Origin of the sequence: Streptomyces sp. NPDC096324, assembly GCF_044763015.1 — a bacterium.
Classification (GTDB): domain Bacteria; phylum Actinomycetota; class Actinomycetes; order Streptomycetales; family Streptomycetaceae; genus Streptomyces.
The window spans coordinates 184,998-201,345 of record NZ_JBIWFK010000002.1 but is presented as its reverse complement, the minus strand read 5'-3'; the positions used below and the strand labels follow the sequence as shown (position 1 = coordinate 201,345).

The following is a 16,348-nucleotide window of genomic DNA, read 5'->3' as shown; positions in this document are numbered from 1 at the left end:
AACCTGTCCTGGAGGGCACTTTCCCTGGTCGCTTGCCGGTGTCAATGTCTTCGGCGATCCGGACGCCGGGCCCGCACCGCGCGGACCCGGCCCCGGAACGCCGGACGGACTACCGGACCAGGTCCACGTCCGCCGCCCGCACGAACTCCACCCGGTGCCCGTACTGGATCTCGTAGTACAGGTCCGTACCGATCACGACCCGGTGCGAGGTGGTGTCGAAGGTCGGCGAGAAGAAGTACTCGCCGGGCACCTTGTCACCGGCCGCGTAGCGCTGGCCGGCGAGGATCTTGTACGGCAGCGGCGAGACGGCCTGGACGGGCACGCCCGCCGGGTACGCCTCCTTCTCCGGGTACGCCCTGCCGTACACGGGGATCTCCGCCAGGCCCTCCTTGGGTGTCACGGCCGGCCCCGACGCCCGCACCGCGGTCGGCTGCTTGCGCGGGTTCTCGAACCAGGCCTTCTGGCCCAGGTACCAGATCGCCGTCCAGTCGCCGTCCCGTCCGGCGAGCGCGTACCGCTGTCCTGTGGAGACCCGCGAGGCGACGTCGTTCACCCCGGTCGTCGAGGCGTCGCCCTTCGGGTACAGGCCGATGTCCTGGATCAGCGGTGAGCTCTCGTCCGGCTGGGAGTAGAGGCGCACCTCGCTGGAACCGTGCGCGGCGCAGGGCTCGCCCTTGGTGACGCAGCCCGTGTACACCGGCTGGTTCGCGTCGAAGTCGGGCAGGACCGTCACCAGGTCGGCGCCCTTGCCGTACGTGGGGTGGAAGGGGTGGCCGAGGAGGGTGAAGTAGTGCTGCCAGTCCCAGTACGGGCCCGGGTCCGTGTGCATGCCCGGGATGGTGGAGGTGGTGGGGCCCGGGACGTTGTCGTGCCCGAGGATGTGCTGCCGGTCCAGCGGGATGTCGTACTTCCGGGCGAGATACCGCACCAGGCGGGCGGAGGCCCGGTACATCTCCTCCGTGTACCAGGTGTCGGGCGCGGTCAGGAAGCCCTCGTGCTCCAGACCGACCGACTTCGCGTTGATGTACCAGTTTCCCGCGTGCCAGGCCACGTCCTTGGCCCTCACATGCTGGGCGATGTGCCCGTCGGTCGAGCGCAGGGTGTAGTTCCACGACACATAGGTCGGGTCCTGGACCAGATTCAGCACCCCGTCCCAGGTGCCTTCCGTGTCATGGATGACGATGTACTTGATGCTCTGCGAGGCGGGCCGGTCGCCCAGGTCGTGGTTGCCGTAGTCGCCCTCGCCGAACTCCTCGTACGGGGCGGGGATCCACTCGCAGGACACGCTCCTCGGGCACTCCGTGCCGTCGGCGGAGGCCGTCCGCAGTCCCGCCCCGCGCAGTTGCGCGGTGTCGGGGCTCAGCCCGGGCCGGGCGGCGAGCGTCACCCGCCGGCCCGTGTCCGTGACCCGCGACTCGCCGGTGCGCATCACGTCGTACGCGTCGTCGGCGTAGGTCGCCGCGGTGCCGCTGTCGTCGGCTCCCGAGAATCGCGCCACCGCTCCGTACCAGTCGGCGGGGTCGTCGCTCAGGGGTTCGCCGAGGTCCCGCTGCGCGGCGGCCAGGAGCGCGGCGCCGCCCGCGACGTTCGCCGCCGCGTCGGTGCGCAGTCGTTCCGCTGGCAGGCCGCTGAGGTCGGCTGCCTTCGTCAACGTCTTGAGCCGTGCCGGGAGTTGGGCGTTCGTGGGCACCGTCGTATCGGGCGTGAGGGCGGCGCGCGAGTTGTCGCCGCGGGCGTCCTCCGTGCCGTCGCTGTGGTGCGGAGTTCCGGCGATCGCCGTACGGGCGTCGGTCAGGTGCATGGGGCCGTAGCCGCCCGTGACGCTCGGGGCGCCGGCGTGCGTGTCCCAGCGGGACTGGAGATACGAAACGGCGAGCAGCACGCTCGACGGGACGTGGTACTCGGCGGCCGCGGCGGTGAAGGCGTCCTGAAGCCCGTTCGCGGGCGCCTCCTCGGCCGAGCTCGAAGGGGCCGCGCCGAGCAGCGGCAGCAGCAGTGCCGCCGAGGCGACGGTTCCCGCCGTTCTGCGCGCGCGTCTGTGCCTGGTGGTGCCCTGGGGTTCGGTGACGGACCAGTGCAAAGCAGCCTCCTGGGACGGTCGTGCGCGGTGGGGCGTGCGAGAGCCGAACGCGTCAGTGCTACCGGCTCTCCGACGATCCGTCAATCATGCCCAGGAGGAGGCGATTTCCCATGTCAACGTGGGGTGAGCGGGGTTTCGTGGCGACGGCCTCCCGGCCTGCGAGGCGTCAGTGGCCTGGACCATTGCCCCGAACGGCGGGTCGTGAGCGTGAGGGAGGTCCGCGGCGCGCCGAGTGCCGGCGTCACCGCGGACCTCCGTCCCCCTTCAGCGAGTGCCGACCGCCGCGCGCACGGCCCGGCGGGCCATCTGGCAGTCGTCGTGCAGCCGCCTCAGCAGCAGCCGCTGTTCCTCGCCGGACGGCGCAGCAGCAGGGTGGGTGGGGCCCGCCGCCGCCGGGGCCGCGTCGTGCAGGGAACGCTGCACGGCCATCTCGTACGTACGGATCTCGCGGGTCAGGACGATCATCAGGTTCACCAGGAAGGCGTCCCGTGCCGCCGGGCCCGCCGACTGCGCGAGCTGGCTGATCTGACGGCGCGCCACGGGAGCGTCACCGAGGACCGCCCACAGCGTCGCCAGGTCGTACCCCGGCAGATACCAGCCCGCGTGCTCCCAGTCCACCAGCACTGGACCGGCCGGTGAGAGAAGGATGTTCGACAGGAGGGCATCGCCGTGGCAGAACTGACCCATGCCCTGGCGGCCGGAGGTCGTCGCGATACCGTGCACCAGCTTCTGCAGGTCGCCCATGTCCCGGTCGGTGAGCAGCCCCAGCTCATGGAAGCGGGAGATCCGTTCCGCGTAGTCCAGCGGGGCGTTGAAGGTCCCGGCCGGCGGCCGCCAGGCGTTCAGCCGGCAGATGGCGCTCAGCGCGGCGCGGATGTCCGCGCGGGGCGGTGCTTCGACCGGGTGTCGCTGGAGCGCGGCCACCCGGCCCGGCATGCGCTCGATCACCAGTGTGCAGTTGTCCGGATCCGCCGCGATCAGCCGGGGCACCCGCACAGGCGGGCGGTGCCGGACGAACAGACGGTATGCAGCTATTTCGTGCCGGATCCGCTCGGCCCAGACGGGGGATTGGTCCAGTAAGCACTTGGCGACGGCCGTGCTGCGCCCCGTCGTGCCGACGAGGAGCACGGAGCGTCCGCTGCGGCGCAGCACCTGGACCGGAGCGAACTCCGGACAGATCCGGTGCACCGACGCGATCGCCGTGCGCAGCTGGGCCCCCTGAGGGCCGGACAAGTCGAGTCTCCCGCTGAGCGGTTGGGTGCCGAGCCCCGGCACGCGCCGCGTCCGGCCGGCACCCAGTACGGGGGCCGCCTGACGCGTGGGGTCGAGGTAAGGGCCGCTGCCCACCGGGCGGGGGTGCAACGACCGGGGCGGAGCGGACACGGAGGACGATGCTGTGTACATGGGCGAAACAGATCCCTTCGTGTGCCTGCGAGTTGCCGCGCTGCCCGCCCCGGCCGCCTGGTTCATCCTGGGGAATGTCCCTGGCAACCGGGTCGGGGTGGCGCATTCCTACCTGACACCCGATGCCCACTGGCACACCATCTGGCGCACCCTGGCGAACCCTGGCGAATAGTCGCTCAGCAACTGACAGACGGTTACTGTCGAAATCAGCCGAGAACCTGGGGGCTTGACGTGAACGGACAACCCAACACTCGTCTGTCGGACCTGTTCGGCCTGGCCGGCTGGTCCAAGGGTGAACTCGCGAGGCTGGTCAACCGGCAGGCGGCGGCCATGGGCCACCCGCAGCTCGCGACCGACACCTCGCGGGTGCGGCGGTGGATCGACATGGGAGAGATCCCGCGCGATCCGGTGCCGCGAGTGCTGGCGGCCCTGTTCACCGAGCGTCTCGGCCGTGTCGTGACCATCGAGGACCTCGGTCTGGTCAGGCACGGGCGCGCGGGGAAACGGCAGAGCGGCGGGAGTGTGGAACATTCCGATGCCATGCCGTGGGCGCCCGACCGAACCGCCGCGGTCCTCACCGAATTCACGGGAATGGACCTCATGCTCAACCGACGCGGCTTGGTGGGCGCGGGTGCCGCGCTCGCCGCGGGATCCGCACTCAGCCCTGCCATGCACGACTGGCTCCGCAACGATCCGGCCCTCGCGGCCGACGCTCCGCAGTTCGAGGACCCCCTGCACGCCGACCCCGCCGGGTTCGACCGCTATGAGGCCGCCCCCATCGGGTCGCAGGAGATCGAGGAACTGGAGCGCTCCGTCGAGGTGTTCCGGGCCTGGGACGCATCCCGCGGAGGCGGGCTGCAACGCAAGGCCGTGGTGGGCCAGCTCAACGAAGTGGGAGGCATGCTCTCCTACCGGCACCCCGACCATCTCCAGCGGCGCCTGTGGGGCGTCGCCGCCAACCTCGCCGTCCTCGCGGGCTGGATGTCGCACGACGTCGGCCTGGAGCCAACGGCTCAGAAGTACTTCGTCATCGCCGCCCACGCGGCCCGTGAGGGCGGCGACCGGCCCCGTGCGGGGGAGGCGCTCTCCCGGGCGGCCCGCCAGATGGTGCACCTGGGCCGGCCCGACGACGCACTCGACCTCATGAAGCTCGCCAAGTCCGGTTCGGGGGACGAGGTACTGCCCCGCACCCGGGCGATGCTGCACACCATCGAGGCTTGGGCGCAGGCGTCCCTGGGCAAGGGACAGGCCATGCGGCGCACCCTGGGTGTGGCGGAGGACCTGTTCGTCTCCGACCGCGGGGACGTCCCGCCGCCCAGCTGGATGCAGTTGTTCGACGAGGCCGACATGCACGGCATGCAGGCGCTCGCCTACCGCACGCTCGCCGAGCACGAGCCGGCCGCCGCGGCGATCGCGCAGCGTCACGCCAAGGAGGCGCTGAAACTGCGGGAGTCGGGGCGGGACCGGTCGAAGATCTTCGACCACATCTCGCTGGCGTCGGCCTGCTTCATCGCCGACGATCCCGAACAGGCCGATCGGTACGCGCGACTGGCTCTGACGTCGATGGGCTCCAACTCCTCCCATCGCACCTGGGACCGGCTGCGCGAGATGTACCGGCTCACCGGGCAGTACTCCAGCTATCCGAAGATCAGCGATCTGCGTGAGGAGATCAAACTCGCGCTGCCGAAGGGTTCGCTCAAGCCCCGGCGCGGCGACGGCACGCGCGTCTAGAACGCGGCGCACGCGTCCAGGGCGTGGCGGCTCGGCTGACAACGGCGTCGGTCGCCGTCAGCGCAGGATGCCGGTTCCGGCCGTCCGCGCCGTCTCTGCCCCCTTGTCCGGATCCGGTGCCTTCGGGCTCCGGTGTTCTCGGCGTTCCCATCGGCCTCGTCGCGCTCGGCGTCTCCCGCGTCAGGATCCGATCCGGGCGATGAGTACGCAGGCGTCGTCCTCGCGCTCGGTTCCGCCGAACTCCTCGACAACCATCCGAATACAGTCCTGGGCCGTACGGGCCTCGCCGAAGCGTGGGGCCAGGTCGAGCAGCCTCTGGACGGCCCTCGCTCCTTCCTGACTCCCGGTCTCCTCCGGGAGCGGGGCCTCTGTTCGCCGGGGTACCAGTCCCTCGGTGCGCAGGAGCAGCAGGTCGCCCACGCGGAGGCTTTCCTCGGCCTGCCCGTAGACGGCGCCGGAGGTGGCTCCGAGCAGGACGCCGTCCGGTGCGGACAGCGCGCGCCCCGTCCCGGCGCGGTACAGCAGCGGGGCGGGGTGTCCTGCCTGCGCCCAGCTCAGGGTGCGGGTCGCGGGGACGTAGCGGCAGCAGACGGCGCTGCCCAGAGCGGGCTGGACGGTGGCGTCGAGCAACTGGTTCAGCCACGAGAGGAGTTGACCGGGCTGGGTGCCGGCGACCGACATGCCGCGCAGGGCGCCGAGCAGCATCGCCATTCCCGACGTCACCGTGACTCCGTGGCCGGTGAGGTCGCCGACGCTCAACAGGGTCTCCCCATCGGGGAGTTCGAGGGCCTCGTACCAGTTTCCGCCGATCAGGGCGGTGCTCGACGACGGCAGGTAGTGAGCCGCCACGTCCAGCGCCCGGGGTCCCTGGCGGGGGAGGCGCAGGGAGCCGCGCCAGGGCGGCAGCACGGCCTCCTGGAGTTCGACCGCGAGCCGGTGCTCGGTCCGGGCCACGTGCCGCTGCCGCTGGAGGGACTCCTGGGTCTCGCCCACCGTCCGCTGACTGCGGCGCAGTTCGCTGACATCGCGCAGCACGGCCCACATCGAGGCGGTGCTGCCGTCGGCGTCGAGCACGGGTTCGCCCATCATGTGCACGGTCCGCACGCCGCCGTCGGGTCGCACGATGCGGAACTCCCCGTCGATGGGTTTGGCGTCGATGAGGCAGTCGGTGACCATCGCCGTCAGCATCGTCCGGTCCTCGTCGAGGACCAGTGAGGGCAGCTCGTCGAGGGTGAGCGGGGGTGAGGCGGCGTCACGGCCCAGGATCTGGTAGAGCTCACCGGACCAACTGGCCTCGTCCGTCAGCAGGTTCCACTCGGCGCTGCCCACCCGGCTCAGCAGCGAGCCGTGCGGGGGTGCGGCCGGGGCGGTCCGGGTGGCGACGGGGCCCTCGGGCGGGACGGACAGTTCCGACGGTCCGTCCCGAAGCTGGGCCAAGTGCGCGTCCAGGTCGTTCAGCTGATGCAACGCCAGATTGCACAGCGCGCGCTGCCAGCGCCCTTGCGCGTCCTCCTCGTCGGCGGGAGCCTCACGCCGTACGGCGTCCACCTCGCCGCGCAGGGCGCGGGTCTGCGAGATGAGCGCGTCGACCGTGCCGCGGCTGGGCGGCTGGGCGGCGGGGCGGTCCGCAGAGAGATGGGGTGGCATGACGTACTCCGATGCGGGGACGGTACGACCTCGGTGACGGAAGGACCGCTACGACTGTCGCACAGCCCGCGACGCACTGTAAGTGGTTTGGCAACACCCGATACGGTCATGCTTCTGACATATGCCGCAGTCCTCTCGGAGTGGGTGACCGGTCCCGATGCGGTAGTCGCCGTGTGGAGTCAAGTCGTAGACACCGTACGTGACTTGAGGGGCGGAAGCAGTCCCCCGAGCGGCTTTCATTCTGCTGTTCGAAGGGCGTTTGTGCGAGTGTTCGGGGCTCGTTCACAGCGAGCGGGCGAAGTCCGCCACCTCGGCCTCGTACAGATAGGACGGATCGACGCCCATCGACGCGAAGTTGCCCTCGATCTCCAGGCCGACCATGCCGTGCAGATGGGCCCACAGCAGGGTGGAGCGCGCGGCGACCGCCTCCGGCGCGCCCTCGAAGCCGTGCCGCTCGCGCCACTCCCGGAACTGTGCCGCCGCGCCGTCCGGGGCCCGCGGATCCGGCTCGGCCAGGGCGCCGACCGCGTCGAGGAGCACGGCCATGGCCGGCTGCGAGGCCTCGACCAGGGTCGCGGCCTGGGCGTCGTAACCCTGGAGCGGCGCCCGGAAGAGCAGGCGGTAGCGGTGTGGTTCGGCCAGCGCCCAGGCCCGGTAGGCGTGCACCAGCCCGGTCAGACGGGCGGCCGGGTCCGCCGGACCGGTCTCGGCGGCCCGGGCGAGACTCGACGCCAGGTCCCCGTAGGCGTCGACGACGAGGTCGGTCAACAGGCTGTCGCGGTTGGCGAAGTAGCGGTAGAGCGCGGGTCCCGTCATGCCGAGCTGCTTGGCGATCGCGTTGAGGGACAGTGCCTCCGGGCCGCCCTCGGCGAGCTGGCGCAGCGCCGCGGTCTTCACTTCCTGGCGGACCTGCGCGCGGAACCGGTCGCGCGGGCCGGTCCCGGTCCGACTGTCTGCGGCCATGTCGTCGCCTCTTCGTGTCGGGGTGCGGAACATCGGACCGTTAGATCCTATCACGGACGCGATATCCCATAACGCAGCCGCAGCCGCAACCCCCGGCCGCAGCCTCGACTCGGCCGGAGCGCCCGCACCCCGACGGGCGGGCCGGTCAGGAGTAGAGGGCCGGGCGCGGGACGAGTTCGACGGCTATGCGGCCGCCGCTCTCCAGTGCCAGGACTCCCGCCTCGGCGACGGCGGCCGCCGCGTACCCGTCCCAGACCCCAGGGCCGGTGACCCGGCCGGCCCGGGTGGCGTCCACCCAGGCCTGCACCTCACGGTCGTAGGCGTCGGCGAAGCGCACGAGATAGTCCTGCGCCACCTCCTCGCGCCGCCCGCCCGCGGCGGTCACGGCCATGGAGCGTTCGTCCCCGATCCGCGCGCTCCCCGATTCGCACACGGCCTCGCACGCCACCTGGTAGCCGAATCCGCAGTTCACGAAGACCTCGACGTCGACCAGGGCCCCGCCGGCCGTCTCGAACAGGATGAACTGAGGGTCGATCAGCCCCTCGGGCGCGGTCGCGGACGACCGGGGGCGCGCCACGGTCACCGCGGTGAGTTCCTGCCCCAGCAGCCAGCGCGCCGCGTCGATCTCGTGCGAGACGGAACTGTTGACCAGCATCGCCGAGGTGAAGCCGGGCGGCGAGGAGACATTGCGGTGCGTGCAGTGCAGCATCAGCGGGCGGCCGAGCCGGCCGCTGTCCAGCAGGGACTTCAGGTGCCGGTACTCGGCGTCGTACCGACGCATGAACCCGACCTGGGCCAGCCGTCGCCCGAGACGTACCTCCGCCTCCATCACCCGCAGCGCCCCGGCAGACTCCGGCGTCAGGGGCTTCTCGCACAGCACCGGAAGACCTCGGGCGAACGCCGCGAGCAGCGCCTCCTCGTGCGCGGGGCCGGGGGAGGCGACGAGGACGGCCGCCACCCCGGGTGCGTCGAGCGCGGCCGCCGCGTCGGCGTGGACGGACACACCGTCGATGCCCGCGACCGCCTTCTCGGCTCGCCCGGTGTCGGGATCAGCCACGGCGGCGACCCTGGCCCCGCTCACCACCCGGTCCAGGCGGCGTACATGGTCGGCTCCCATATGTCCGGCACCCAGGACCGCCACACCCAACAGCTCGCTCACGCGGTGCGCACCTCTCCGACGACTGCCGAGGCCGTTCCGGCCCGGTGATCCGATTGTCGGCCGCGGAGATCGATGACGCAGCACCCTGGCGCCGGTCTCTGGCGCACATTCCGGGCAATTGGTTGTTAATGTCGCTCAGGTTGCCAGATGACGTTGCCCGCATCGTGGTCGCGCACGACGATGCCCTCCCCGCAGGACACCCATGACGCAGGTCGAGACCGAATCCGAGGCGGCACCGGCCGCCAAGCTGACCCTGGTCACGCTCGCCATGATGGTCGTCGGCTCCATGGTCGGCGCCGGGGTGTTCTCCCTCCCGCGGCGGTTCGCGCAGGAGACGGGTGTCGCGGGCGCGCTGATCGCCTGGGCCGTCGCCGGTACCGGCATGCTGATGCTCGCCTTCGTCTTCCAGCGGCTCGCCGTCGCCAGACCCGACCTCGACGCGGGTGTCTACGCCTACGCCAAGGCCGGCTTCGGCGAATACCTCGGATTCTTCTCGGCCTTCGGCTACTGGGCCAGCGCCTGCGTGGGCAACGTGACCTACTGGGTGCTCATCATGTCGACGATCGGCGCCATCGCGCCCGCGCTCGGCGACGGGGACACCGTCCTCGCCGTCGTCCTCTCCTCGGTCGGCCTGTGGGCCTTCTTCCTCCTGATCCGGCGAGGGGTGAAGGAAGCGGCGGCCATCAACCGGATCGTCACCGTGGCCAAGATCATTCCGATCCTCGTCTTCGTCGTGCTGGCGCTCTTCTACCTCAAGCCGCATGTCTTCGCCGACAACTGGGGCGGCGCCGCCTACGCGGGCTCACTCTTCGACCAGGTCAAAGGCACCATGCTGGCCACCGTCTTCGTGTTCCTCGGCGTCGAGGGGGCGAGCGTCTACTCCCGGCACGCCGAGCGCCGCGAGGACGTCGGCCGGGCCACCGTCCTCGGCTTCCTCAGCGTGTTCTCCGTCTTCGCCTCGGTCACGATCGTGTCGTACGGGCTGCTGCCCATGGCGGAGATCGCCGAGCTCAGACAACCGTCGATGGCCGGAGTCCTGGAGAGCGCGGTCGGCACCTGGGGCGAGGTCTTCGTCAGCGTCGGCCTCATCGTCTCGGTGCTCGGCGCCTACCTCGCCTGGACGCTGATGGCGGCCGAAGTGCTGTTCGTCGCGGCCAAGGACTAGGACATGCCCCGCTTCCTGGCCCGCTCCACGCGCGCCGACGTGCCGGTGCCCGCGCTGCTGCTGACCACCGTGCTCACCCAGGTGGTCCTGGTCGTCACCCTCTTTTCGGACGACGCCTTCAACTTCGCGCTCGACCTGACCAGCGCCCTGACCTTGATCCCGTTCCTGCTGGCGGCGGCCTTCGCCCTGAAGATCGCCAGGCGCCGGTTCGGCGGCGATCTCGTCGTCGCCGCCCTCGCCACCGTCTACACCGCGTTCCTGCTCTACGCGGCCGGGCTGAAGTACCTCCTCGTCTCCTTCATCATCTACGCGCCCGCCACCGTGCTCTTCGTGATGGCGCGCCGCGAACAGGGCAGGACACCGTTCTCGCCCCGCGAACTGGTCATCCTCGTCGTCTCGGTCGCCGGTGCCGTCACAGGGATCGTCGCCCTGGCGCTGGGCTGGATCAGTCTGTGACCCGTCGGCCTCCGCCGGAGAAAGGCACACCGTGACCAGTCAAGACACCACGAGCCGTCCGCCGTACGGCGTCCACTCCGAGGTCGGCAGGCTGCGCAAGGTCCTGGTCTGCGCACCGGGCCTCGCCCACCGCAGGCTCACCCCGACCAACGCCGACGACCTGCTCTTCGACGACGTGATGTGGGTGGAGAACGCCCAGCGCGATCACGCCGACTTCGTCAACAAGCTCCGCGGGCGCGGGGTGGAGGTCGTGGAACTGCACGACCTGCTCGCCCAGAGCATGGCCCTGCCCGCGGCGAAGGACTGGCTCCTCGACCGGAAGATCACCCCGAACGAGGTCGGACCCGGACTCGTCGACGGCACCCGGGCCTTCCTGGAAACCCTCGAACCCGCCGCCCTCGCCGAGTTCCTGATCGGCGGACTCTCCACCGCCGACCTGCCCGACGAGTTCCGCACCGGCTACCTCTCCCTGGCCCGCGAATCGACCGGCGTGCGCGAATACCTCATGCCGCCACTGCCCAACACCCTGTACACCCGCGACACCACGTGCTGGCTCTACGAAGGTCTGACCCTCAACCCGCTCTACTGGCCGGCCCGGCACGACGAGACGCTCCTGATGAAGGCCGTCTACTCCTTCCATCCGGACTTCACGGGCTCCACGGTGTGGTGGGGCGACCCCGAACTCTCCTGGGGCCAGGCCACGTTCGAGGGCGGCGACATCATGCCGGTCGGCAACGGCGTCGTCCTCATGGGCATGAGCGAACGCACCTCCCGGCAGGCCATCAGCCAGGTCGCGGCCGCCCTGTTCGAGGGCGGAGCGGCCGAGCGCGTCGTCGTCGCGGGCATGCCGAAGCTGCGGTCCGCGATGCACCTCGACACCGTCTTCACCTTCGCCGACCGCGACCTCGTCACCCTGTATCCGGCCATCATGGACTCGGTGCACACGTTCTCCCTGCGGCCCGGCGACAAGGCACCCGGCATCGAACTCACCGACGAGGGCTCACGCGCGTTCACCGACGTCGTCGCCGAGGCGCTGGGACTGTCCGAACTGCGGATCGTCGAGACCGGCGGCGACGTGTACGCCTCCGAGCGCCAGCAGTGGGACAGCGGCAACAACGCCGTCGCCCTGGAACCCGGCGTGGTGTTCACCTACGACCGCAACACCCAGACCAACACCCTGCTGCGCAAGGCCGGCATCGAGGTCATCACCATCGTCGGGTCCGAACTGGGACGAGGGCGCGGCGGCGGTCACTGCATGACCTGCCCCATCGTGCGGGACCCCGTCGACTTCTGACGCCCGGACGAGGCCGGGGCCGACGTCCGACGGAGGTTCGGCGGACGCCCGGGCGGAGCCTTCCCCGCCCGGGCGCTCAGAAGGAGTCCGGATCGGCGGCGCCCCAGTCCGACGCCCAGGACGGGGGCGGCCCGGCGAGCAGTTCCCCGGGCGCCAGCCACTCGTAGAGCTCCGCGTACGAGCTCACCGTCGTCGGCCCGACGCGCCGCAGCAGCAGGTGCGGGGTGAGCTCACCGGGATCCCGTACCCCCATCGCGGCCATGATCCGGCTCGCGCTGAGCACGGTGGCCCGCTGGTAGCGCCGTACCCGCTCGGACTTGTCGGCCACGTCCAGCGCGCGGACCCGGCGCGGATCCTGGGTCGCCACTCCGGTCGGGCAGGTGTCCGTGTGGCAGCGCCGGGCCTGGACACAGCCGAGGGCGAACATCATCGCCCGGGCCGCGTTGGTGTAGTCGGCCCCCTGGAGGAGCCGTTTGACGATGTCCGAGCCGGTGGCGACCCGGCCGCTCGCGCCGATCCGGACCCGGTCCCGCAGTCCGCTGCCGACCAGCGCGTTGTGCACCGTGATCAGCCCCTCGGTCAGCGGCATACCGACGCCGGCGGCGAACTCCGGGGGCGCGGCACCCGTGCCGCCCTCCGAGCCGTCCACCACGACGAAGTCGGGTGTCACTCCCTCGGCGAGCATCGCCTTGCAGACCGCCAGGAACTCGCGCCGCGAGCCGACACACAGCTTGAAACCGGTGGGCTTGCCGCCCGCCAGCTCCCGCATCCGCGCGATGAACCGCACCAGCTCCCTCGGCGTCGAGAACACCCGGTGATCCGGAGGGGACACCACGGTCACGCCCTTCGGCACACCGCGCTCACGGGCGATCTCCGCGTTCACCTTCGCCCCCGGCAGCACACCGCCCGCCCCCGGTCGCGCTCCCTGGGAGAGCTTCAGCGACACGCACTTCACCTCGGGCAGCGCGGCCTTGTCCGCGAACTCCCGTGCCTCGAAGTCCCCTTCGGGGGTACGACACCCGAAGTACCCCGTGCCGATCTCCCAGACGAGATCACCGCCGCCCCGCAGATGGTGGTCCGACAGGCCGCCCTCGCCGGTGTCGTGCGCGAAACCCCCCAGCGCCGCACCCCTGTTGAGCGCCAGGACGGCGTTGGGCGACAGGGCCCCGAAACTCATCGCGGAGACGTTCAGGAGGGCCATGTCGTAGGGCTGGGCGCAGTCGGGGCCACCCACCCGGACGACGGGCGGCTCGTCCGGCACCTCCACCGGGCGCAACGACGGCTCCAGGAACTCGTGGCCGTCCTCGTACACGTCACGCTCCGTGCCGAACGGCTCCTCGGCCTCGACCCCCTCGGCACGCTCGTACACGAGGGCGCGGACGCTCCGGCCGTAGGGCTGTCCGTCCGCGTCGCGCCCGAAGAGGTACCGCCGGCCCCTCGGGCGCAGGGCCTCCGGCAGGAACGGCACACGGCCGAGCAGCGGATAGTTGCGCCGCACGGCGTCACGGCGCTGCGCGAGGTCCCCGGCGCCGAGCGCGGTCAGCGCGAGCAGCGGGCCCGCCGCGCACCACCACCACGCCGAGACCGCGCCCGCCAGGAGCAGCGCCCCGGCCGCACCGAGGGCGACGAGCAGCAGTGGGAGCATCCGGCGCACACCCCGAGTCAAACCCATGGGGACGAAAGCCGCTGATCGGGAGACCCGCCCGGGTCGTCCCGCTCACCCCGTGGGGTGTCCGTCAGTAGCCGTCCGTGTCCTGCGGACCGCAGGAGCTCCCGTCGGCCGGCAGGGACCCGTACAGCAGGAAGTCGTCGACCTTGCGGTGCACGCACTTCGAGGACGCGTACCCGGTGTGCCCGTCGCCCTTGTTGTCGAGCACCACGGCGGACGAACCGAGACGTCTGGCGGTCTCCAGGGTCCAGCGGTAGGGGGTCGCCGGGTCCCCGCGGGTGCCGACCAGCAGCATCTTCGAGGCGGGGACGTCGCGGACCTTCTCGCGTATGTAGTCGGTGCCCTTCGGGCGGCCGTAGCACATCAGCACCTGGGCGAGCCGGTACTGCCCGAAGACCGGAGACGCCTCCTGGTAGGCGGCGCGCAGCCGGGCGACCTGCCGGGCGACCTCACCGGCGCTGGGCCGGTCGGGGTCGTCGGCGCAGTTGATGGCCATCAGGGCGGCGGGGAGGTTGTCGAGGGGGACGTCCTCCGCGTCGACGAGCCCTCCGTTCCGCGGTGACGGCCGCCGGACGGGCGTGGAGGTGGCGGGCAGCGAGGCACCGCTGTAGAGCTGGGTGAGTCCGTGGGTGTCGCCGTCCTGGATCAGCAGGCTGAGGGCCTGTTCGAGGACGGGCCACATCTCCTTGCTGTACAGCGCCTGGCTGATCGCCCCCACCAGGTCCTGTCCGGAGAACTCCTGGCCGAAGTCCGACATCACCGGGTCCTCGTCGAGCGACTTGACGAGCTGGACCATCTGCTCGCCGGCGCCGCGCGCGTCCTGGCCGAACGGGCAGGCCAGGTTCTTCGCGCACCAGGTGATGAAGTCGTCGAGCGCGGTCTGCTGTCCCTCCGCGCCTATGCGGCCCTGCTCGGCGATCGGCTCGGTGAGGGTGTCGACCCCGTCGAGCACCATCCGTCCCGTGTTCTTGGGGAACTGCGCCGCGTACACCGCGCCGAGCCGCGTCCCGTACGAGAATCCGAGGTAGTTGAGCTTCTTGTCGCCGAGGGCCTGGCGTATCACGTCCAGGTCGCGGGCGGCGTCGACCGTGCCGATGTGGGGGAGGACGGCCCCCGAGTGCCGGGCGCAGGTGTCGGCGGCCTTCTTGACCGCCTTGAGCGCCGCCTGCACATCGGTGTCGGCCGCGGCGGCCCCGAAGATCTCGTCCACACCGTCGCCGCAGCTCACCGGCGAGGAACGGCCCACTCCGCGGGGGTCGAAGGTCACCACGTCGTAGCCGTTCGTCAGACCCATGAAGTCCTTGCCGCTCGCGGCGAGGCCGGGAACGCCCGCCCCGCCCGGACCGCCGAAGTTCAGCACCACCGAACCCCGCGAGTGGCCCGTCGCCCGGTAGCGGGCCAGCGCCAGGTCGAGCGTGCCCCGGTTCGGCCGTGCGTAGTCCAGGGGGACGGTGACCTTGCCGCACTGCAGGTCCTTGGGCATGCCCTCGCCCTTGCAGGCCGCCCATGCGACCTTCTGGTGCCGGAAGCGGGCCAGGTCGGGTCCGGCGTCGGCGGTCGCCGCCGTCGGCAGACCCGCCGCCAGCAGGGTCAGCGTCGCGGTGGCGGCTCCGGCGACCGCGAAGCGTTGGTGCACGGACAGCATGCTGCCTCCAGGGTCGCCTGCGGTGGACCGGCGATACCTCCCGGATCACGATAGACGCGGCTTTTGGGGCACGCCTCCGGACGAGCCGATCCGGCCGTCGTCCCCCACCTCGCGCCGCTGTCTCCGTACGGGTGCGGCGGCCGTTCGAAATACGGGACGCTCGAAGGGGTGAAAGGCCGCCAAGCCATAACTCGAACGGTCCGCAGGCGTTCTTGGCAATGTGGGCGATCGCCCACGTCGTTGTCAGGAAGGCAGTGAACGAATGAAACGGGTGACCCGAAATGGTTTGATCGCCGCGGCCGCCGCCTCGGGCGCGCTGGTCGCGGCCATGCCGGCGCACGCCGACTCCGCGGCGGACGGCGCGGCGGCAGGCTCGCCCGGCCTGATCTCCGGCAACACCGTCCAGCTCCCCGTGCACGTGCCCGTGAACCTGTGCGGGAACACGGTGAACGTGGTCGGGCTGCTCAACCCCGCCGCGGGCAACCGGTGCGCCAACCAGGGCGGCGGCACGGCCGCGGTCGGCGGCGTGCGGCACGGCGGAGCCGGAGCGCACGGCGGCACCGCCGGTCATGTCGGCAGGGCCGGTGGCGGCGGCCACGACGGCGGGGGCGCGGTCGCGCACGGCAGCGGAAAGGATTCGCCGGGTGTGCTCTCGGGCAACGGCCTGCAGCTCCCGGTGGATCTCCCGGTCAACGTCAGCGGCAACTCCGTGACGGCGGTCGGCCTCGGCAACGCGGCCGTCGGGAACGAGTCGGTCAACACCTCGGATGCCGAGCCCGTGCGGGCCCACCCCGGTGTGAAGCCCGCCCCGAGGCCGTCCACCCCGGCCGCGGAGGTTCCCCCCGTCGGCCCGGAGCAGATCACGGAGAGGGGCGGGGCCGTGGCCACCCTCGCCCACACGGGCGCGGACGGCGCGATGCCGGCCGTCGCGGCGAGCGCGGCGATGCTGCTGGGCGGCGCCGTCCTGTTCCGCCGGTTCCGGCCGGGCGCGGTGCGCTGACCCCCAGCGGTCACGAACGGGAGGCTCCGTCGGACGGGTGACCGATGGGGCCTCCTTCGAGTGCCGGGTGACGGTGTCGAGCCGGGTGTGTGCGGAGGTGGCCGAATCCCTTCCGGTGCGCGGTGACCGTCGCTG

11 protein-coding genes and 1 pseudogene are annotated in these 16,348 nt (G+C 71.4%); 5 read left to right on the top strand and 7 right to left on the bottom strand.

Annotation, left to right across the window (positions count from 1 at the left end; genetic code table 11):
* Positions 1 to 109 precede the first annotated feature (109 nt).
* Positions 110 to 2,080: an N-acetylmuramoyl-L-alanine amidase gene (locus ACIQ7M_RS04405; protein ID WP_403639535.1), complete on the bottom strand. Its 1,971-nt coding sequence runs from the start codon at positions 2,078 to 2,080 to the stop codon at positions 110 to 112.
* Between the two features lie 264 nt (positions 2,081 to 2,344).
* Positions 2,345 to 3,484: an aminoglycoside phosphotransferase family protein gene (locus ACIQ7M_RS04400; protein ID WP_355763404.1), complete on the bottom strand. Its 1,140-nt coding sequence runs from the start codon at positions 3,482 to 3,484 to the stop codon at positions 2,345 to 2,347.
* Between ACIQ7M_RS04400 and ACIQ7M_RS04395 the strand changes: the two genes are divergently transcribed.
* A complete protein-coding gene (locus ACIQ7M_RS04395; RefSeq protein WP_386976526.1) occupies positions 3,483 to 3,656 on the top strand; it encodes a hypothetical protein in 174 nt (57 codons plus the stop codon). The two genes, ACIQ7M_RS04400 and ACIQ7M_RS04395, sit on opposite strands and share 2 nt — an antisense overlap.
* Positions 3,657 to 3,715: 59 nt before the next feature.
* A complete protein-coding gene (locus ACIQ7M_RS04390; RefSeq protein ID WP_389836633.1) occupies positions 3,716 to 5,215 on the top strand; it encodes a hypothetical protein in 1,500 nt (499 codons plus the stop codon).
* A 180-nt stretch (positions 5,216 to 5,395) separates the two neighbouring features.
* Here the strand turns inward: ACIQ7M_RS04390 and ACIQ7M_RS04385 are convergent, their stop codons facing one another.
* The 3 genes from ACIQ7M_RS04385 to ACIQ7M_RS04375 all read right to left on the bottom strand — a co-directional run bounded on the left by ACIQ7M_RS04385 (position 5,396) and on the right by ACIQ7M_RS04375 (position 8,984).
* Positions 5,396 to 6,862 carry a PP2C family protein-serine/threonine phosphatase gene (locus ACIQ7M_RS04385; RefSeq protein ID WP_403639530.1) on the bottom strand — a complete coding sequence of 489 codons (1,467 nt, stop codon included), beginning with the start codon at positions 6,860 to 6,862 and terminating at the stop codon, positions 5,396 to 5,398.
* 282 nt (positions 6,863 to 7,144) lie between these two features.
* The gene (locus ACIQ7M_RS04380; RefSeq protein WP_403639527.1) at positions 7,145 to 7,825 is read right to left on the bottom strand and encodes a TetR/AcrR family transcriptional regulator; all 681 of its coding nucleotides are present in this window, start codon (positions 7,823 to 7,825) and stop codon (positions 7,145 to 7,147) included.
* A gap of 145 nt (positions 7,826 to 7,970) precedes the next feature.
* Entirely contained in the window at positions 7,971 to 8,984 is a 1,014-nt protein-coding gene (locus ACIQ7M_RS04375; protein WP_403639524.1) for a Gfo/Idh/MocA family protein, read from the bottom strand.
* A 202-nt stretch (positions 8,985 to 9,186) separates the two neighbouring features.
* Between ACIQ7M_RS04375 and ACIQ7M_RS04370 the strand changes: the two are divergent.
* Both ACIQ7M_RS04370 and ACIQ7M_RS04365 read left to right on the top strand, forming a co-directional pair.
* Positions 9,187 to 10,605, top strand: a pseudogene (locus ACIQ7M_RS04370) (basic amino acid/polyamine antiporter).
* A gap of 31 nt (positions 10,606 to 10,636) precedes the next feature.
* Positions 10,637 to 11,899, top strand: a complete 1,263-nt coding sequence (locus ACIQ7M_RS04365) for an arginine deiminase (RefSeq protein WP_403639520.1) — start codon at positions 10,637 to 10,639, stop codon at positions 11,897 to 11,899.
* A 76-nt stretch (positions 11,900 to 11,975) separates the two neighbouring features.
* Here the strand turns inward: ACIQ7M_RS04365 and ACIQ7M_RS04360 are convergent, their stop codons facing one another.
* The gene (locus ACIQ7M_RS04360) at positions 11,976 to 13,544 is read right to left on the bottom strand and encodes an FMN-binding glutamate synthase family protein (RefSeq protein WP_403639517.1); all 1,569 of its coding nucleotides are present in this window, start codon (positions 13,542 to 13,544) and stop codon (positions 11,976 to 11,978) included.
* 91 nt (positions 13,545 to 13,635) lie between these two features.
* Complete coding sequence (locus ACIQ7M_RS04355; protein ID WP_403639514.1) at positions 13,636 to 15,213, bottom strand: alpha/beta hydrolase; 1,578 nt, start codon at positions 15,211 to 15,213, stop codon at positions 13,636 to 13,638.
* A gap of 262 nt (positions 15,214 to 15,475) precedes the next feature.
* Between ACIQ7M_RS04355 and ACIQ7M_RS04350 the strand changes: the two genes are divergently transcribed.
* Complete coding sequence (locus ACIQ7M_RS04350) at positions 15,476 to 16,213, top strand: chaplin (protein WP_403639511.1); 738 nt, start codon at positions 15,476 to 15,478, stop codon at positions 16,211 to 16,213.
* The last annotated feature ends 135 nt before the right edge of the window (positions 16,214 to 16,348 follow it).